The sequence below is a fragment of the Massilia genomosp. 1 genome, from assembly GCF_011682185.1.
GTDB classification, from domain to species: domain Bacteria; phylum Pseudomonadota; class Gammaproteobacteria; order Burkholderiales; family Burkholderiaceae_D; genus Telluria_A; species Telluria_A rubra.
The window spans coordinates 20,926-35,811 of sequence record NZ_WHJF01000044.1; the positions used below are offsets into that span (position 1 = coordinate 20,926).

The following is a 14,886-nucleotide window of genomic DNA, read 5'->3' on the forward strand; positions in this document are numbered from 1 at the left end:
CATGCTGCCAACGCGCAACAGCCCCACCCCACGGAAAACCGAAAATTGGCGTATCGTTGACGCCTGAAAACGGCACCCGCCCGCATCCTTTGTACGTCCAGTTGAAAAAGAGTCCGCCATGAACAAGTTACACGTCGACGTCGCCATCATCGGCACCGGCACCGCGGGTCTCGCCGCGTACCGCGCCGCCCGCGCCCAGGGGAAAACCGCGCTCCTCATCGAGAGCGGCCCCTACGGCACCACCTGCGCCCGCGTCGGCTGCATGCCCAGCAAGTTGCTGATCGCCGCCAGCGAGGCGGCCCACATGCTGGCGCTGGCGCCGCAATTCGGGGTCCATCCCGAGGGCGTGCGCATCGACGGCCGGGCCGTGATGGCGCGCGTGCGCAGCGAACGCGACCGTTTCGTCGGCTTCGTGCTCGAGAGCGTTGACAACATCCCGGACCAGGACAAGCTGCGCGGCCACGCCCGCTTCACCGGGCCGCAGTCGCTGCAGGTCGACGAGCACACCACGGTCGCGGCGTCGCGGATGGTCATCGCCAGCGGTTCCACCCCGGTCATGCTGCCCCAGCTCAAGGAGGTGGGCACGCGCGTCATCGTCAGCGACGATGTGTTCGACTGGACCGACTTGCCGGCATCGGTGGCGGTGATCGGCACCGGCGTGATCGGCCTGGAACTGGGCCAGGCCCTGCATCGCCTGGGAGTGCGCGTGAGCGTGTTCGCGCGCGGCGGCAGCGTGGCCCAGCTGAGCGACCCGGAAGTGCTGCACGTGGCCGGCAAGGCCCTCGGGCGCGAGCTCGACCTGCGCTTCCAGCAACGCATCATCGGCGCCGAGCAGCAGGGCGAGGAAGTCGTCTTGACAACGCGTAACGCCGCCGGCGCCGAGCAGACCGACCGCTTTGCGTATGTGCTGGTGGCGGCCGGGCGCACGCCGAATGTGGACCGGATCGGCATCGAGCACGCCGGCCTGGCGCTGGACGCGCGCGGCATTCCCTTGTTCGACGCCAGCACCATGCAGTGCGGCACCAGCCACATTTTCATCGCCGGCGACGCCAACAACGAGCGTCCGGTGCTGCCGGAGGCGGCCGACCACGGCAAGATCGCGGGCGACAACGCCGGCCGCTATCCGGACGTGCGACCGGGCCTGCGCCGCACGCCGCTCACGATTGCGTTTACCGAGCCGCAGATCGCGACCCTGGGCGAGAGCTACAAGGAGTTGTGTGCGGAAGGCAAGCCCAAGTTCGCGGTCGGCAAGGTGTCCTTCGAGAACCAGGGGCGCAGCCGGGTGATGCTGCAAAACCACGGCATGCTGCGCGTGTATGGGGAGTACGGCACCGGCCGCTTTTTGGGCGCCGAGATGATCGGGCCGCGCGCCGAGAACCTGGGGCACTTGCTGGCCTGGGCCTGCCAGGCGCGCATGACGGTGGCGCAGATGCTCGACATGCCGTTCTACCATCCGGTGATCGAGGAGGGCGTGCGCACCGCCCTGCGCGACCTGGCGCTGGAGCTGGACAAAGGCGCGCCGAAGGCCAGTGGCGCGCCCGACACGACGCCGGGCGTGTGAGCCTGAGGGGCGCCAGGCGCCGGCTGCCGGCCGCCCGCCGCCCGTCGCCCGCTTAGTTCAAATAGCTCGCGTCGAGCCGTCCCGCCCCCGCCATCTCGCGCACGATCCGGATGGTGTCGATATCGGCCTCCTGGTACGCCGACTTCTTGTACTCGTCATACATGGCATTGACCTTGTCGGTCTCGGCATCATGCCCGTCGTCGTACTTGAAGCGCACGAACAGGGTGTGCTCGGCCGGCGTTTCGATCGTCACGGTCAGGCTCGAGGCGGCGATCTCGCCCTGTTCCGGCACCTCGTAGCGCACTTCCTGCAGCGGCGTGAGCAGCACGCGGTCGAGCACCACCAGCTCGCCGAACCGCCGGCTGCGCCGGAAACTGCCGCTCTCGCGCTCATCGATCGTACACTCGTCCAGATGCGGCACGAACAGCTTGGGCATTTCGGCGCACAGCACCAGCCCGCGCCACACTTGCTCGCGCGTCAAGGTGTCGATCAGCGGGTTCAAGGGATCGTTAATTTCAATTAAGTGTTCGAATTTCATGGTGCTCTGGCTCGTCGGTAAAGGGCATGCAGCCCGGATAGTGCGATGGTAACGCAAGCGATCTGTGCGCGCTGGAAAGTGACTTGCGGATACACTGTTATCGAGCAGGCAACCGGCCCGCACCACCAGTGAAGAACACAGCATGAGGACCACCCGCAAAGACTATCTGGCGCACATCGAAGAGCTGCAAAAACGCAGCGACGACACCGTGGCCAAGCACATCGCCGAACGGCGCGCGCTCACCCCCAGCCAGCCCGATCCGGAAGACGATCCCACCTTCGGCCAGCGCGCGGCCGACGCCGTGGCCCGCTTCGGCGGCTCCTGGACCTTCATCATGCTGTTCGCGCTGGTGCTGGTGTGCTGGGTGGCGCTCAATTCCTTCCTGCTTACGCGCGGCGGCGCCAAGCCTTTCGATCCCTATCCCTACATCCTGCTGAACCTGTTCCTGTCGATGCTGGCCTCGATCCAGGCGCCGGTGATCCTGATGTCGCAGAACCGCCAGGGCGAAATCGACCGCCTCAACGCCCAGAACGATTACGAGATCAACCTCAAGGCCGAGCTCGAAATCATGGCCCTGCACGAAAAGATGGATGGCTTCAAGCAGCAACTGCTCGACATGCAGCATGAACAGCTGCGCCTGCTCAACGCCCTGTGCGCGGACAACAAGGTCGCCACGTAAGCAAGGCCACCTAATTCCCGATCCCGGGCAAGCCCTCGTCCCAATACGGGGTCGGCCCGAAGCGGGCGGCAAAATAGTCGATGAACGCTTGCGTCTTGGGCGGCAAGAAATTGCGGTTCAGGTACTGGGCCGAGACCACCGAATTCAAGGCCATCGGATACGCCGCCAGCAGGGGCAGCAGGGCGCCGCTCTTGAGCTGCTGGTACACCGCCCAGGTCGATTGCAGCGCGATGCCCAGCCCGGCCAGGGCGGCGTCGCGCATCGCTTCGCCGTTATCGCTGCGCATCCGCCCGCCCACCCGCACGCTGATCAGGCTGCCGTCGGTATCCCTGAAATTCCATGGATTAAGGCCTTCCAGCACCAGGCACTGGTGCTCGCTCAGCTCCTGCGGGCGCTGCGGCGTGCCGTGCCGCGCCAGGTAATCGGGCGAGGCCACCAGCAGCAGGCGGCTGGGCGCCAGCACGCGCGCGATCAGGGCTGAATCGTGCAGCGGCCCGTTGCGGATGGTCACGTCGATGCCGTTGGCGGCCAGGTCGATCACCCGGTCCGACAGGCGCAGGTCGAGTTGCAGGCCCGGATAGCGCTCCAGGAATTGCGGCAGCCACGGCATCAGGTGCAGGCGTCCGAACGAGACCGAGGCCGCCACCCGTAGCAAGCCCTGCGGTTCGCGCCCGGCGCCGACCGAGGCGCGCGCCTGTTCGGCGGCGTCGAGCAGGGCCACGGCGCGCTCGAGAAAGACTTCGCCATCCTGCGACAGGGCGATCTGGCGCGTGGTCCGGTGCAGCAGGCGCGCGCCCAGCTGGCGTTCGAGCTGGGCCATGCGCGCGCTCGAGGCCGCCGGCGACAGCCCGAACTCGCGCCCGGCGGCCGACAGGTTGCGGGTGGCGCAGACCCGCACGAACAGCGCCACATCGGTCAGGTCGAGGTGCATTGTTTTGTTTTGCCGAAGAGACATTCAATCATTATGCCAATTATCAATCGAATCGTGACGGTCTACACTGGATCTTCTCGCAACCAGACAAGGAAACAACATGAAAGCCATCGCCGTCATCAACGGAGCCCTGCACGACGTCAACCTGCCCGAGCCGCAGCCGCTAGGGCGCGACCTGGTGGTCAAGGTCGAGGCGATCTCGGTCAATCCGGTCGACTACAAGCAGCGCCAGGGGGCCGCCCACGATGGCGAGCCGCACTTGCTCGGCTGGGACGTGGCCGGCACCGTCAGCGCCGTGGGGCCGCAGGCGACCCTGTTCAAGGTGGGCGATGCGGTCTATTACGCCGGCAGCATCGTGCGGCCGGGCGCCAACAGCGAGTTCCATGCGGTCGACGAGCGCATCGTCGGGCGCAAGCCTGCCAGTTTGACCGTCGAGCAGGCCGCCGCCCTGCCGCTGACCAGCATCACCGCCTGGGAAGCGCTGTTCGAGCGCCTGGGCGTCTCGCGCAGCGGGGCCGACGCGGGCAAGTCGGTCTTGATCATCGGCGGCGCCGGCGGGGTGGGCTCGATTGCGATCCAGCTGGCCAAAAAACTGGCCAGGCTGACCGTGGTGGCGACCGCCTCGCGCCCGGCTTCAAGCGCGTGGTGCGTGGCGCTGGGGGCGGACCATGTGATCGATCACCACGGCGACATGCCGGCGCAACTGGCCGCGCTGGGCCTGGGGCAAGTCGATTACATCTTGTGCCTGAACGATATCGACCTGCATTTCGCGGCGCTGGCGACGGCGATCGCGCCGCAGGGCAAAATCTGCGCGATCGTGCGCAATGAGCGGCCGCTGCCGATGGACCTGGTGTTCGGCAAGAGCGTCACCGTGGTGTTCGAGATGATGTTTACGCGCTCGATGTTCGGCACGGCCGACATGATCGAGCAGCACCATTTGCTGGGCGAGGTGGCGGCGCTGGTCGACGCCGGTGTCCTGCAAACGACCGTGGGCGCCAGCGGCGGCAAGATCGACGCCGCCAACCTGGCGCGCGCCCACGCGGCGCTGGAGGCGGGAAGCACGATCGGGAAGATTGTCTTGTCGGGCTTCTGAGACGCCCGGGGCGGTCGCGCCCGGGGCGACGGAAACGGCGGTGGGGTGCGTTACAATGCCCGGTCGTCCCCCACCTGATTGCCCCGCCCGATGTCCACCACTCCCAGTTTCGGCCTGAACGTTCCGCAGAGCGAGGCGGTCATGTACCTTGACGGCCCCTGCCTGGTGCTGGCCGGCGCCGGCTCGGGCAAGACGCGCGTCATCACCCAGAAAATCGCGCACCTGATCGAGGACCGCGGCTACGATCCGCGCACCATCGCCGCCTTGACCTTCACCAACAAGGCCGCGCTGGAAATGCAGGAGCGCATCGCCAAGCTGCTCAAGCAACCGCGCCAGGCCAAGCAGCTTACCGTGTCCACCTTCCACTCGCTGGGCGTGAAAATCCTGCGCCAGGAAGCGGCCGGCGTGGGCTTGAAGGACCGCTTTTCGATCATGGACAGCGACGACTGCTTCGGCCTGGTCCAGGATCTGGCCATTACCACCGACAAGCAATTGATCCGCAGCATACAGAATGCAATTTCGCTGTGGAAAAACGCCCTGATCGACCCCGACGACGCCGTCAACAACGCCAAGGATGAGGACGAAGCCCAGGCCGCGCGCGTGTTCCGCAGCTACGTGGCGACCCTGGCGGCCTACCAGGCGGTCGACTTCGACGACCTGATCCGCCTGCCGGTGGAATTGTTCCGCAACAACGATCCGATCCGCGACAAATGGCAGCGCCGCCTGCGCTACCTGCTCATGGACGAGTATCAAGACACCAACACTTGCCAGTACGAACTGGTCAAGCTGCTGGTCACCGGGATCGGCAAGAAACCGATGTTTACCGCCGTGGGCGACGACGACCAGGCCATTTACGCCTGGCGCGGCGCGTCGGTGGAAAACCTGAAAACCCTGGGCGACGATTTCCCGGACTTGCGCGTCATCAAGCTCGAACAGAATTACCGTTCCACCACGCGCATCTTGCAGGCGGCTAACGCGGTCATTGCGAACAATCCCAAGCTGTTCGAAAAAGCCCTGTGGTCCGAGCACGGCCTGGGCGAGCCGATCTCGGTGCTGGGCATGCAGAACGATGACCAGGAAGCCGAGCAGGTGGCGATCATGATCTCAAGCGACCGCTTCCAGCGCAAGAACAAGTGGTCCGATTACGCCATTTTGTATCGCGGCAACCACCAGGCGCGCGTGATCGAGCAATGCCTGCGCAAGGAGCGCATTCCCTACACGATTTCTGGCGGCCAGAGCTTTTTCGACAAGGCCGAAATCAAGGACATCATCAGCTACCTGCGCCTGATCGCCAACGATGGCGACGACCCGGCCTTCATCCGCGCCGTCACCACGCCCAAGCGCGGGGTCGGCATGGCCACCCTGGAAGTGCTGGGCGCGTTTTCCAAGCAATGGAACTGTTCCCTGTTCGAAGCGACTTTCAAGGGCGGCATCGAAGCGAAGTTGCCGGACCGGCAGTTGTTGCCTTTGCGATCCTTTTGCAACTTCATCAACCAGCTCGAAGCGCGCGCCAGCCGTCCCGGTCCGTCCGGCAGCGGCGAGAACGCGGCCGCCGTGCTCGACGACATGATGAAAGAGATCGCGTACGAGAGTTATCTGTACGATACCTTCGACGACCGCGCGGCGCAAAGCAAGTGGCAAAACGTGCTCGAATTTACCAACTGGCTCAAGGAGCGCGGCTGTGGCGGCAAGGATAAATCCGGCGAGGAAAAAAACCTGCTGGAACTGACCCAGATGGTGGCCTTGATGAGCATGCTCGAAGGCAAGGACGAAGAGCCGGACGCGGTGCGCATGTCGACCCTGCACGCGTCCAAAGGACTCGAATTTCCGCACGTCTTCCTGGTCGGCGTGGAGGAGGGCATCTTGCCGCACAAGGGCGATCCGGACGCGTCGGTGGAAACCATCGGCGCGCGCATCCAGGAAGAACGACGCCTGATGTACGTGGGCATCACGCGCGCCCAGCGCACCTTGCACATTACCTGGTGCAAGAAACGCAAGCGGGCCGGTGAACAAGTCCATTGCGACGTCTCGCGTTTCATTAAAGAAATGGCGCTCGACGTCGGCGCCGCCCCGCCCACCGAGGCCGAAACGATCTCGCCCAAGGACCGCCTGGCCAGCCTCAAGGCGCTGCTTGCAACACCGAAAACTTAACACTCGGCAGCACCTCACAGAAGTGCTAGGATGGATCAATGCGCCGCCCTGGCGCGCGTCCCCGAAGGGAGTTTTCATGTCGACATTGACCACCGTAGCGCGCGGCGCTGTTGTTACCCTGGTCGCCGCGATGCTGTCCTGGGCCGTGGCCACGCCCGCCGTGGCCGAGGAGTTCGCCACCAGGCCGGAAGCCGAAGCCATGGTCAAGAAAACCATCGTCTTCATGAAGGCCAACGGCAAGGACAAGACCTACAGCGAGATCAACCGCAAGGACGGTCCCTTCACCGAGCGCGACCTGTACATGGTCGCGTACGGCGTCGATGGGGTGGTGGTGCGCGCATGGCGCCCATCCGAACATGCTGAACAAGAATCTGATGGAGTTAAAGGATATCGACGGCAAGGCGTTCGTGAAAGAACGGGTCGAGATGGCCAAAAAGAATCCTTCTTTTTGGCAAGAATATAAGTTCACTAATCCTGTCAGCGGTAAGATTGAACCAAAGGCAATGTATTGCCAGCCGAGCGATGAGGTGATCATCTGCGGTGGTGTTTATTTGCGATAAATTGCACGCACGATTCAAATTTTGTTTGACGGTAACTTCCGAGTTTGAAATACTGAATTCACCGCCGGCGCATGCGCCCGCCACTTTCCAAATCGCCTGCCGGGGCTTGTCAGTACACCGGTCGCGCGTCATTTGGACCCCTTCACTTCCAATGACGAGCACACAAGCATGGCGACCGTATCCGACATCACCGTCACCCCCACCTCCGGCCTGATCCACATCGATGCCCTGCTCGACTCGGGGCCGGACTGGAACTACCTCACGCCGGCCGGCAATACCATCCTGTACACCTTCTCTGTCACGAGCGGCAATGAAGCGACGCAGGGCGGCCAGAGCGCGTTTTCCGCTTCCCAGCAAACCGGGGTGCGCGCGGCGTTCGCCACCCTGGCGGCGCTGACCGGCATCACGTTTACCGAAACGGCGAGCGGCCTGGCGGCCGATGTACACCTGGCCTCGGTCAATATCAACGGCGCCAACACGAGCGGTTTGTGCAGCTGGAGTTCGAGCTATAACTACAGCGGCAGCACCGTGACCGCCTACGATGCGCAAGCGTATGTCTATCTCGATAACGTCGAGTTCGGAGCCGCCAACGCCAACCTCGCGCCCGGCACCGGCGGCTACCAGACCCTGCTGCATGAACTGGGCCATATGATGGGCTTGAAGCACCCCTTCGACGGCAGCACCCGACTCCCGGTGGGCGACGACAATACCTCGAACACATTGCTCTCCTACACCGACGCGGGCGGCCCGTACGCCGACTTCAGCCCCTACGACGTGGCGGCCCTCAAGTGGCTGTACGGCGGCGACGGCCTGGGCGGTGCGCTCGGCATCAATTCGACCGGCGGCGGGCGCTACCTGGTCGGCACCAGCCTGCCCGACACGCTTAGCGGCGGCGCCGGCGCCGACCGTTTCGAGGGCGACGGCGGCGACGATATTGTCAACGGCGGCGGCGGCAGCGATACCGCCGTGTTCCGCGGCAATTACGCCTCGTACACCGTGCTCGACCTCGGCGGCGGCAGCGTGCGCGTGACCGGGGCCGACGGCAGCGATACCCTGAACTCGGTGGAACTGCTCAAGTTCGACGACCAGAGCGTGCAGTCGCCGCAGGTGGTGACGCCGCCCGGCGGCGACATCACCGCGCCGGGCGCGCCGATTGCCAGCCTGGTCAAGAACGCCAACGGTTTCGTGTCCGGCAACAAGCCGCTGGTCAGCGGCAGCGCCGAAGCCAACGCCAGGATCGATATCTACAGCGCGGCCGGCCTGGTCGCCAGCACCACGGCGGCCGCCAACGGCAGCTATGCGGTCGCCACCTCGGCCCTGGCCGATGGACTCGACCTGGCGCTGACCGTGCGCGCCACCGATGCCGCCGGCAATGTCTCGCTCCCCAGCGTGGCGCTGCAGTTCAGCGTGGATACCGTGGCGCCGACGGCGCCGACGGCGAGCGTGAATGTCTCGGCCAATGGGGCAGTGCTGTTCAGCGGTAACGGCGAAGCCGGCAGCACCATCCGCCTGACCAACGCCAGCGCCATCATCGCCGAAGGCACGGTTGGCGCCGGCGGCAGCTGGAGCCTGGGCGGCAGCACCCTGGGCAACGGCACTTACGATGTCACCGTGAGCGCGCTCGACAAGGCCGACAACAACACCACCTCCACCAAGCACCTGTTGTTTACGGTCGGGGCCAGCAGCACCATCGGTGGCAGCGCCGGCAACGACACCCTGCAGCCGACCGCGGGCAACAACGTCATCGATGGCGGCGCCGGCACCGACACGGTCAACTACACCGGCCCGCGCGGCAACTACGACGTGGTGCGCGACAGCAGCGGTTTCGTGCTCACCGCCCGCAGCGGCACCGACGGCGTCGACGCGCTGCGCAACATAGAAGCGGTCAAGTTCAGCGACAGCACCCTCAAGCTCGAATACGATGACGTGGTGCAGGCCCTGTACCTGGCCTACTTCGGGCGCGCGGCCGATTCGGGCGGCTTGTCGTCCTTCCAGTCGCAGCTGGTCGACCTGAAGGCGCCCGTGTCGTTTTCGGGCGTGAGCGCGGCCTATGCCAACAATGCCGGCCTGCACAACTTGATCGACAGCTTCGGCGCCAGCGCCGAATCGGCGGCCCTGTATCCGGGCAGCACCGCCAGCTTCATCGCCGCGGTCTACCAGAATATCTTCAACCGCGCCCCCGACGCCGGCGGCGCGGCGTTCTGGACCAACGCGATCGACAGCGGCAACCTGTCGCGCGCCAACGCCTCGCTCTCGATCATGGCCGGGGCGCTGGAAAATACCACGGCCCAGGGCATCCTCGACGGCAAGCTGGTCAACAACAAGATCACCATCGCCTCCGACTTCACCCTGGCCATCGATACCCCGGCCGAGCTGGGCAGCTATGTCGGCAACACGGCGGCCGCCACGGTGCGCAGCATGCTCGCCACGGTCACGGCCACGACCGATATCGCGGCCTTCCAGGCCACCATCGCCAGCACCTTGCTGAAGATGAGCGGGGCCGGGGTGCAGGGGGCGGCTGCCTCGTCCTTCTACGAAGCCGACCTGCCGGCCCAGCCCATCGCCCTGGTCGGCGTCAACCACACGTCCCTGGTCGACCTGCCGCTGTAAGCGCACCGGCTTGCCGCACCGGCTTGCCGCGCCAGGCTGTCCGGCCCGCGGCCGGCGTCGCCCTTCTCGGGCGGCGCCGGCTTGTCGCCATGCGCGGGCAGTGGCGCGATGTGTACAGCCGAAGATGCACATTTCATAATTTAATTGACGTCATTACATAAATTTGGAATACTGCGCCGCTTGTCGAGTAAAACGCGGCAATATTCCAAATCTGTTTGCCGGACGTTCAAGATCGGTTCGCGTTTGGAAACCTTTCCATATCCAAACCGAGCCACTGCATGCCAAATACCTCCGATCTCAATACCGTCCTCTCCGGCCTGAACCACATCGACGCCCTGCTCGGTGGCGGCCCCGACTGGAACTATGTGACGCCTGCCGGCAACACCATCCGCTACACCTTTTCGATTGCGGCCAATAACGAGGGCGCCAACAGCGCCGCCAACGGCCTGCTGGCTTTCAGCGCGGGCCAGCAGGCCGGCACGCGCGCGGCCCTGGCCTACCTCGCTACGATCACCGGCATCGTGTTCGCCGAAACGGCCGATACCGCCGCCGCCGACGTACACCTGGCCTCGAAGGACCTGGGCGGCGGCACGGCCGGCCTGGCCAGTTGGAGTTCCAGCTACACGTACGCGGGCGAACGGCTGACCGGTTACAGCACCAAAGCCTATGTGTATCTCGATGACGTCGCCGCCGCCCTGCCCGGGAACGCCACCCTGGCGCCCGGCTCGGGCGGCTTGCAGATCCTGCTGCACGAACTCGGCCATATGCTGGGCCTGAAGCACCCGTTCGACGACGCGATCCGCTTGCCGGCCGCCGAGGACAACACCAGCAACACGCTGCTCTCGTACACCAACAAGGGCGGTCCGTACGCCACCTTCAGCCAGTATGACCTGGCGGCCTTGAACTGGCTGTACGGCGGCGACGGCCTGGGCGGCGCGCTCGGCATCAACTCGACCGATGGCGCGCGTTACGTCACCGGCACCAACGGAGCCGACACCCTGACCGGCAGCGCCGCCAACGACCGCCTCGAAGGCGACGGCGGCAACGATACGCTCAACGGTGGCAACGGCACCGATACCGCCGTCTTTCGCGGCAAGTTCTCCGCGTATGCCTTCACCGACCTGGGCGGCGGCAAGCTGCGCGTGAGCGGCGCCGACGGCGTCGACACCCTGAGCTCGGTCGAAGTGCTGAAGTTCGACGACCGCAGCGTACAGTCGAGCCAGGTGGTGGCGCCGCCGGTGGTCACCCCGCCGCCGGTGGTCACGCCGCCGCCGGTGGTGACGCCGCCGGTGGTGACGCCGCCGCCAGTCCTTACTCCGCCGCCAGTCGTCACCCCGCCGCCGGTAGTCGCGCCCCCGGCGGCCGACAGCACCGCGCCGGCCGCGCCGATTGCCAGCCTGGACAAGAATCCCAACGGTTTTGTGTCCGGCAACAAGCCCATGCTGAGCGGCAGCGCCGAAGCCAATGCCAAGGTCGATGTGTACAGCGGCAGCACGCTGGTGGCCAGTACCAAGGCCGGCGCCGGCGGCGCCTGGGCGGTCGCCACCTCGGTCCTGGCCGATGGCCCGAACGTGGCGCTGACGGTGCGCGCCACCGACGCCGCCGGCAATGTCTCGGTGCCGAGCGCGGCGCTGGTGTTTGGCGTCGATACCGTGGCGCCAGCGGCGCCCTCGGGCAGCGCGCTGGTGAGCGCCGGCAGCGTGGTCCGCTTCAGTGGCAGCGGCGAAGCCGGCAGCACGATCCGCCTGAGCAACGCCGGCGCCACCCTCGCCGAAGGCACGGTCGGCGCCGATGGCAACTGGAGCCTGGGCGGCAGCGCCCTGGCCGACGGCAATTACGATGTCCTGGTCAGCGCGCTCGACAAGGCCGGCAACACCAGCACGGCCGCCAAGCACCTGCTGTTCGCGCTGGGCGGATCGAGCACGCTCACGGGCACGCCCGGCAACGATCAGTTGCTGCCGACCAGCGGCAACAATCTCATCGACGGCCTGGCCGGCACCGATTCGGTCAGCTACGGCGGCCCGCGCGGCAATTATTACGTGGTGCGCGACGACAGCGGTTTCGTCGTCACCGACAAAGTCGGCGGCGGCGGCGTGGACGTGCTGCGCAATGTCGAAGCCATCCGCTTCAAGGGCGGCGTTCTCCAGCTCGACTACGACGAGGTGGTGCAGGCCCTGTACCTGGCTTACTTCGGGCGCGCGGCCGATGCGGGCGGACTGGCATCGTTCCAGTCGCAGCTGACCGACCTGAAGGCGCCGCTGACGTTTTCGGCCATCAGCGCGGCCTACGCCGGCAATGCCGGCCTGCACAGCCTGATCGACAGCTTCGGCGCCAGCGCCGAATCGGCGGCCCTGTATCCGGGCAGCACCGCCAGCTTCATCGCCGCCGTGTATCAGAACATCTTCAACCGCGCCCCCGACGCCGCCGGCGCGGCATTCTGGACCAAGGCGATCGACAGCGGCAACCTGTCGCGCGCCAACGCCTCGCTCTCGATCATGGCCGGGGCGCTGGAAAATACCACGGCCCAGGGCATTCTCGACGGCAAGCTGGTCAACAACAAGGTCACCCTCGCCTCCGACTTTACCCTGGCCATCGACACCTCGGCTGAAGTGAGCGGCTATGCCGGCGCCAATGCGGCCGCGATGGTGCGCAGCATGCTCGCCACGGTCACGGCCACGACCGATATCGCGGCCTTCCAGCCGACCATCGCCAGCATCTTGCAGGAGATGGTCAATGGCAGGGGGCAAAGCGGCGCTGCCTGGGCTGCTTATGAGGCCGCGCCGCCAGACCAGCCTATCGTGCTGGTCGGACTGAACGACTTGATCGATCTGGCGTAGCCGGCCAAGGCAGGGGGCACCCGGTGCGGGTGGCGCCTGCCTTGGTCGTGGTGTTGTTGGAAAATGTGGTTTTTTGAACAAAATACGGCCTTGGCTGCCTATTTTGTAAGCAAGTGTTTGACGTCAATACTTTCCTTTGAGATACTTGTGGTATCTGCCGGTAAGGTTTCCGGCCCATGCCCTCGCCAGTCTTCCGTTCCGCGCCCGCGCGCGGCGCTGCGCGTTCCCGGCTCGTCTTCACGAATTGCGTATTCATGCCCTTTACCCTCGTTTCCGACATCAAGAACCTGCGCCTGTCCGGCGCCAACCATATCGACGCCTTGATCAGCGAAGGCCCCGACTGGAATTTTGTCGGCATCAGCCCGCCGACCGATTTGCGCTACACCTTTTCCGTCACCACTGGCAATGAAGACGGACAACGCGGGCAAACCGCGTTTTCCGCAGCGCAGCAAGCGGCCGCGCGCACCGCCTTTACCTACCTGCAGCAAGTGACCGGCATCCGCTTTGTCGAAACCGGGTTCGGCACCGGGGCCGACATTCACCTGGCGTCGATCAATATTCCCGGCGCCGATGTCACTGGCCTGTCGAGCTGGCACACCAGTTATACGCCCCCGACCAGCAAGTACCTCAATTACGTGCTCGATTACAGCGCCGAGGCGTATGTCTACATCGACAACGTGGAATTTCGCGCCCAAAATGCCGACCTGACCCCGGGCGGCGCCGGCTACGAAACCTTGCTGCACGAACTAGGGCACATGCTCGGCCTGAAGCATCCCTTCGAAGGCGACATCAAGCTGCCTTACGACGGTGACCATACCGACAATACGCTGATGTCCTACGATGCGATCCGCCCGACTTTTCACAGCACCTACGGGCAGTACGACCTGGCCGCGCTGAACTGGATCTACGGCGGCGACGGCCTGGGCGGCAAGTATGGCGCCCACGGCGCGATGGATTACCTTACCGGCACCGACGGCGACGACGCCATCAGCGGCAGCGCCGGCAATGAACGGCTGGAAGGAGCCGGCGGCAACGACGTCATCAACGGCTACGGCGGGGTCGACGAAGCCAGCTACAAGGGGCTGCGCGCCGAATACGATATCACCAAGATCGAGGCCGGCTATGTGGTCATCGACCAGTTCGGCAACGATGGCCAGGACGTGCTGGTCAACGTCGAACAAGTGGTGTTTGCCGACCGTACCGTCAACTTCGCCTACGAGGCGGTGGTGCAAGCCTTGTACGTCGGCTATTTCGGCCGCGCGGCCGATTACAGCGGCATGCAGAGCTTCCAGCAGCAACTGGGCGCCCTGAACGCGCCCGACAACCTGCGCGACCTGGCCAGCGCCTACAGCAAGGATGCCGGCCTGCATAAGCTGATCGACAGCTTCGCCAGCAGCGCCGAGTCGGCCGCCCTGTATCCGGGCAATACCGCCACCTTCATCCAGGCGCTCTACCAGAACGTGTTCGGACGTGCGGCGGACGCCGCCGGCCTGGCCTTCTGGAGCAAGGCGATCGACAGCGGCGGCTTGTCGCGCGCCAACGCGTCGCTCTCGATCATGGCCGGGGCCTTCGATAACAAGACCGCCCAGGGCGTGCTCGACGCCAAGCTGGTCAACAACAAGCTGACCGTCGCCTCCGGCTTCACCCTGCTCATCGATACGCCGCAGGAAGTGCAAGGCTATGGCGGCGCGGCCGCCGCCGCCAAGGTGCGCGGCATGCTCGGTGGCGTGACCGCCGCCACCGACCTGATCGATTACCAGGCCACCATCGTCGCCACCCTCAACGGGATGACGGGGCCGGCCCGGGCGCCCGCCAGCGTCGAGCATGACCTGCCTGTCAGCCATGCGGAATTGATTGGCGCCGGCTACCCGTCGTGGGAGCCGACGCTGGTATAGTGAGGGCAGGCGCCGGCCGTGGTGGTGGCGC

11 protein-coding genes are annotated in these 14,886 nt (G+C 65.4%); 9 read left to right on the forward strand and 2 right to left on the reverse strand.

Annotated features, from left to right (window positions below; genetic code table 11):
- The first annotated feature begins 118 nt into the window (after window positions 1-118).
- The gene (locus tag F1735_RS17305) at window positions 119-1,561 is read left to right on the forward strand and encodes a dihydrolipoyl dehydrogenase (protein ID WP_167238086.1); all 1,443 of its coding nucleotides are present in this window, start codon (window positions 119-121) and stop codon (window positions 1,559-1,561) included.
- Window positions 1,562-1,613: 52 nt separating this feature from the next.
- Here F1735_RS17305 and F1735_RS17310 read toward each other — a convergent pair whose 3' ends face one another.
- Window positions 1,614-2,099: an SRPBCC family protein gene (locus F1735_RS17310; protein ID WP_167238087.1), complete on the reverse strand. Its 486-nt coding sequence runs from the start codon at window positions 2,097-2,099 to the stop codon at window positions 1,614-1,616.
- Window positions 2,100-2,241: 142 nt separating this feature from the next.
- Between F1735_RS17310 and F1735_RS17315 the strand changes: the two genes are divergently transcribed.
- Window positions 2,242-2,778 (forward strand): DUF1003 domain-containing protein, encoded by a 537-nt coding sequence (locus F1735_RS17315; RefSeq protein WP_167238088.1) that lies wholly within the window; start codon window positions 2,242-2,244, stop codon window positions 2,776-2,778.
- 10 nt (window positions 2,779-2,788) lie between these two features.
- Here F1735_RS17315 and F1735_RS17320 read toward each other — a convergent pair whose 3' ends face one another.
- Window positions 2,789-3,709, reverse strand: a complete 921-nt coding sequence (locus F1735_RS17320) for a LysR family transcriptional regulator (protein ID WP_167222457.1) — start codon at window positions 3,707-3,709, stop codon at window positions 2,789-2,791.
- Between the two features lie 100 nt (window positions 3,710-3,809).
- Here F1735_RS17320 and F1735_RS17325 point away from each other — a divergent pair, with 100 nt between their 5' ends.
- The 7 genes from F1735_RS17325 to F1735_RS17350 all read left to right on the forward strand — a co-directional run bounded on the left by F1735_RS17325 (window position 3,810) and on the right by F1735_RS17350 (window position 14,855).
- Window positions 3,810-4,802, forward strand: coding sequence for a zinc-binding alcohol dehydrogenase family protein (locus F1735_RS17325; RefSeq protein WP_167238089.1), 993 nt, complete (start codon window positions 3,810-3,812; stop codon window positions 4,800-4,802).
- A gap of 90 nt (window positions 4,803-4,892) precedes the next feature.
- The gene (locus F1735_RS17330) at window positions 4,893-6,953 is read left to right on the forward strand and encodes a UvrD-helicase domain-containing protein (RefSeq protein ID WP_167238090.1); all 2,061 of its coding nucleotides are present in this window, start codon (window positions 4,893-4,895) and stop codon (window positions 6,951-6,953) included.
- Window positions 6,954-7,029: 76 nt separating this feature from the next.
- Window positions 7,030-7,416: a hypothetical protein gene (locus F1735_RS17335; RefSeq protein ID WP_229505827.1), complete on the forward strand. Its 387-nt coding sequence runs from the start codon at window positions 7,030-7,032 to the stop codon at window positions 7,414-7,416.
- A complete protein-coding gene (locus tag F1735_RS36570) occupies window positions 7,328-7,513 on the forward strand; it encodes a cache domain-containing protein (protein WP_229505828.1) in 186 nt (61 codons plus the stop codon). Before F1735_RS17335 ends, F1735_RS36570 begins: the two co-directional genes overlap by 89 nt.
- 168 nt (window positions 7,514-7,681) lie before the next feature.
- A complete protein-coding gene (locus F1735_RS17340) occupies window positions 7,682-10,123 on the forward strand; it encodes an Ig-like domain-containing protein (protein ID WP_167238091.1) in 2,442 nt (813 codons plus the stop codon).
- Window positions 10,124-10,401: 278 nt separating this feature from the next.
- Window positions 10,402-12,960 carry an Ig-like domain-containing protein gene (locus tag F1735_RS17345; RefSeq protein WP_167238092.1) on the forward strand — a complete coding sequence of 853 codons (2,559 nt, stop codon included), beginning with the start codon at window positions 10,402-10,404 and terminating at the stop codon, window positions 12,958-12,960.
- 254 nt (window positions 12,961-13,214) lie between these two features.
- Window positions 13,215-14,855, forward strand: coding sequence for a DUF4214 domain-containing protein (locus F1735_RS17350; protein ID WP_167238093.1), 1,641 nt, complete (start codon window positions 13,215-13,217; stop codon window positions 14,853-14,855).
- Window positions 14,856-14,886 lie beyond the last annotated feature (31 nt).

Excerpts from the sequence above, each read along its gene's own strand:
- F1735_RS17305 (WP_167238086.1), top strand. The coding sequence starts at position 119 with ATGAACAAGTTACACGTCGACGTCGCCATCATCGGCACCGGCACCGCG.
- F1735_RS17310 (WP_167238087.1), bottom strand. The coding sequence starts at position 2,099 with ATGAAATTCGAACACTTAATTGAAATTAACGATCCCTTGAACCCGCTG.
- F1735_RS17315 (WP_167238088.1), top strand. The coding sequence starts at position 2,242 with ATGAGGACCACCCGCAAAGACTATCTGGCGCACATCGAAGAGCTGCAA.
- F1735_RS17320 (WP_167222457.1), bottom strand. The coding sequence starts at position 3,709 with ATGCACCTCGACCTGACCGATGTGGCGCTGTTCGTGCGGGTCTGCGCC.
- F1735_RS17325 (WP_167238089.1), top strand. The coding sequence starts at position 3,810 with ATGAAAGCCATCGCCGTCATCAACGGAGCCCTGCACGACGTCAACCTG.
- F1735_RS17330 (WP_167238090.1), top strand. The coding sequence starts at position 4,893 with ATGTCCACCACTCCCAGTTTCGGCCTGAACGTTCCGCAGAGCGAGGCG.
- F1735_RS17335 (WP_229505827.1), top strand. The coding sequence starts at position 7,030 with ATGTCGACATTGACCACCGTAGCGCGCGGCGCTGTTGTTACCCTGGTC.
- F1735_RS36570 (WP_229505828.1), top strand. The coding sequence starts at position 7,328 with ATGGAGTTAAAGGATATCGACGGCAAGGCGTTCGTGAAAGAACGGGTC.
- F1735_RS17340 (WP_167238091.1), top strand. The coding sequence starts at position 7,682 with ATGGCGACCGTATCCGACATCACCGTCACCCCCACCTCCGGCCTGATC.
- F1735_RS17345 (WP_167238092.1), top strand. The coding sequence starts at position 10,402 with ATGCCAAATACCTCCGATCTCAATACCGTCCTCTCCGGCCTGAACCAC.
- F1735_RS17350 (WP_167238093.1), top strand. The coding sequence starts at position 13,215 with ATGCCCTTTACCCTCGTTTCCGACATCAAGAACCTGCGCCTGTCCGGC.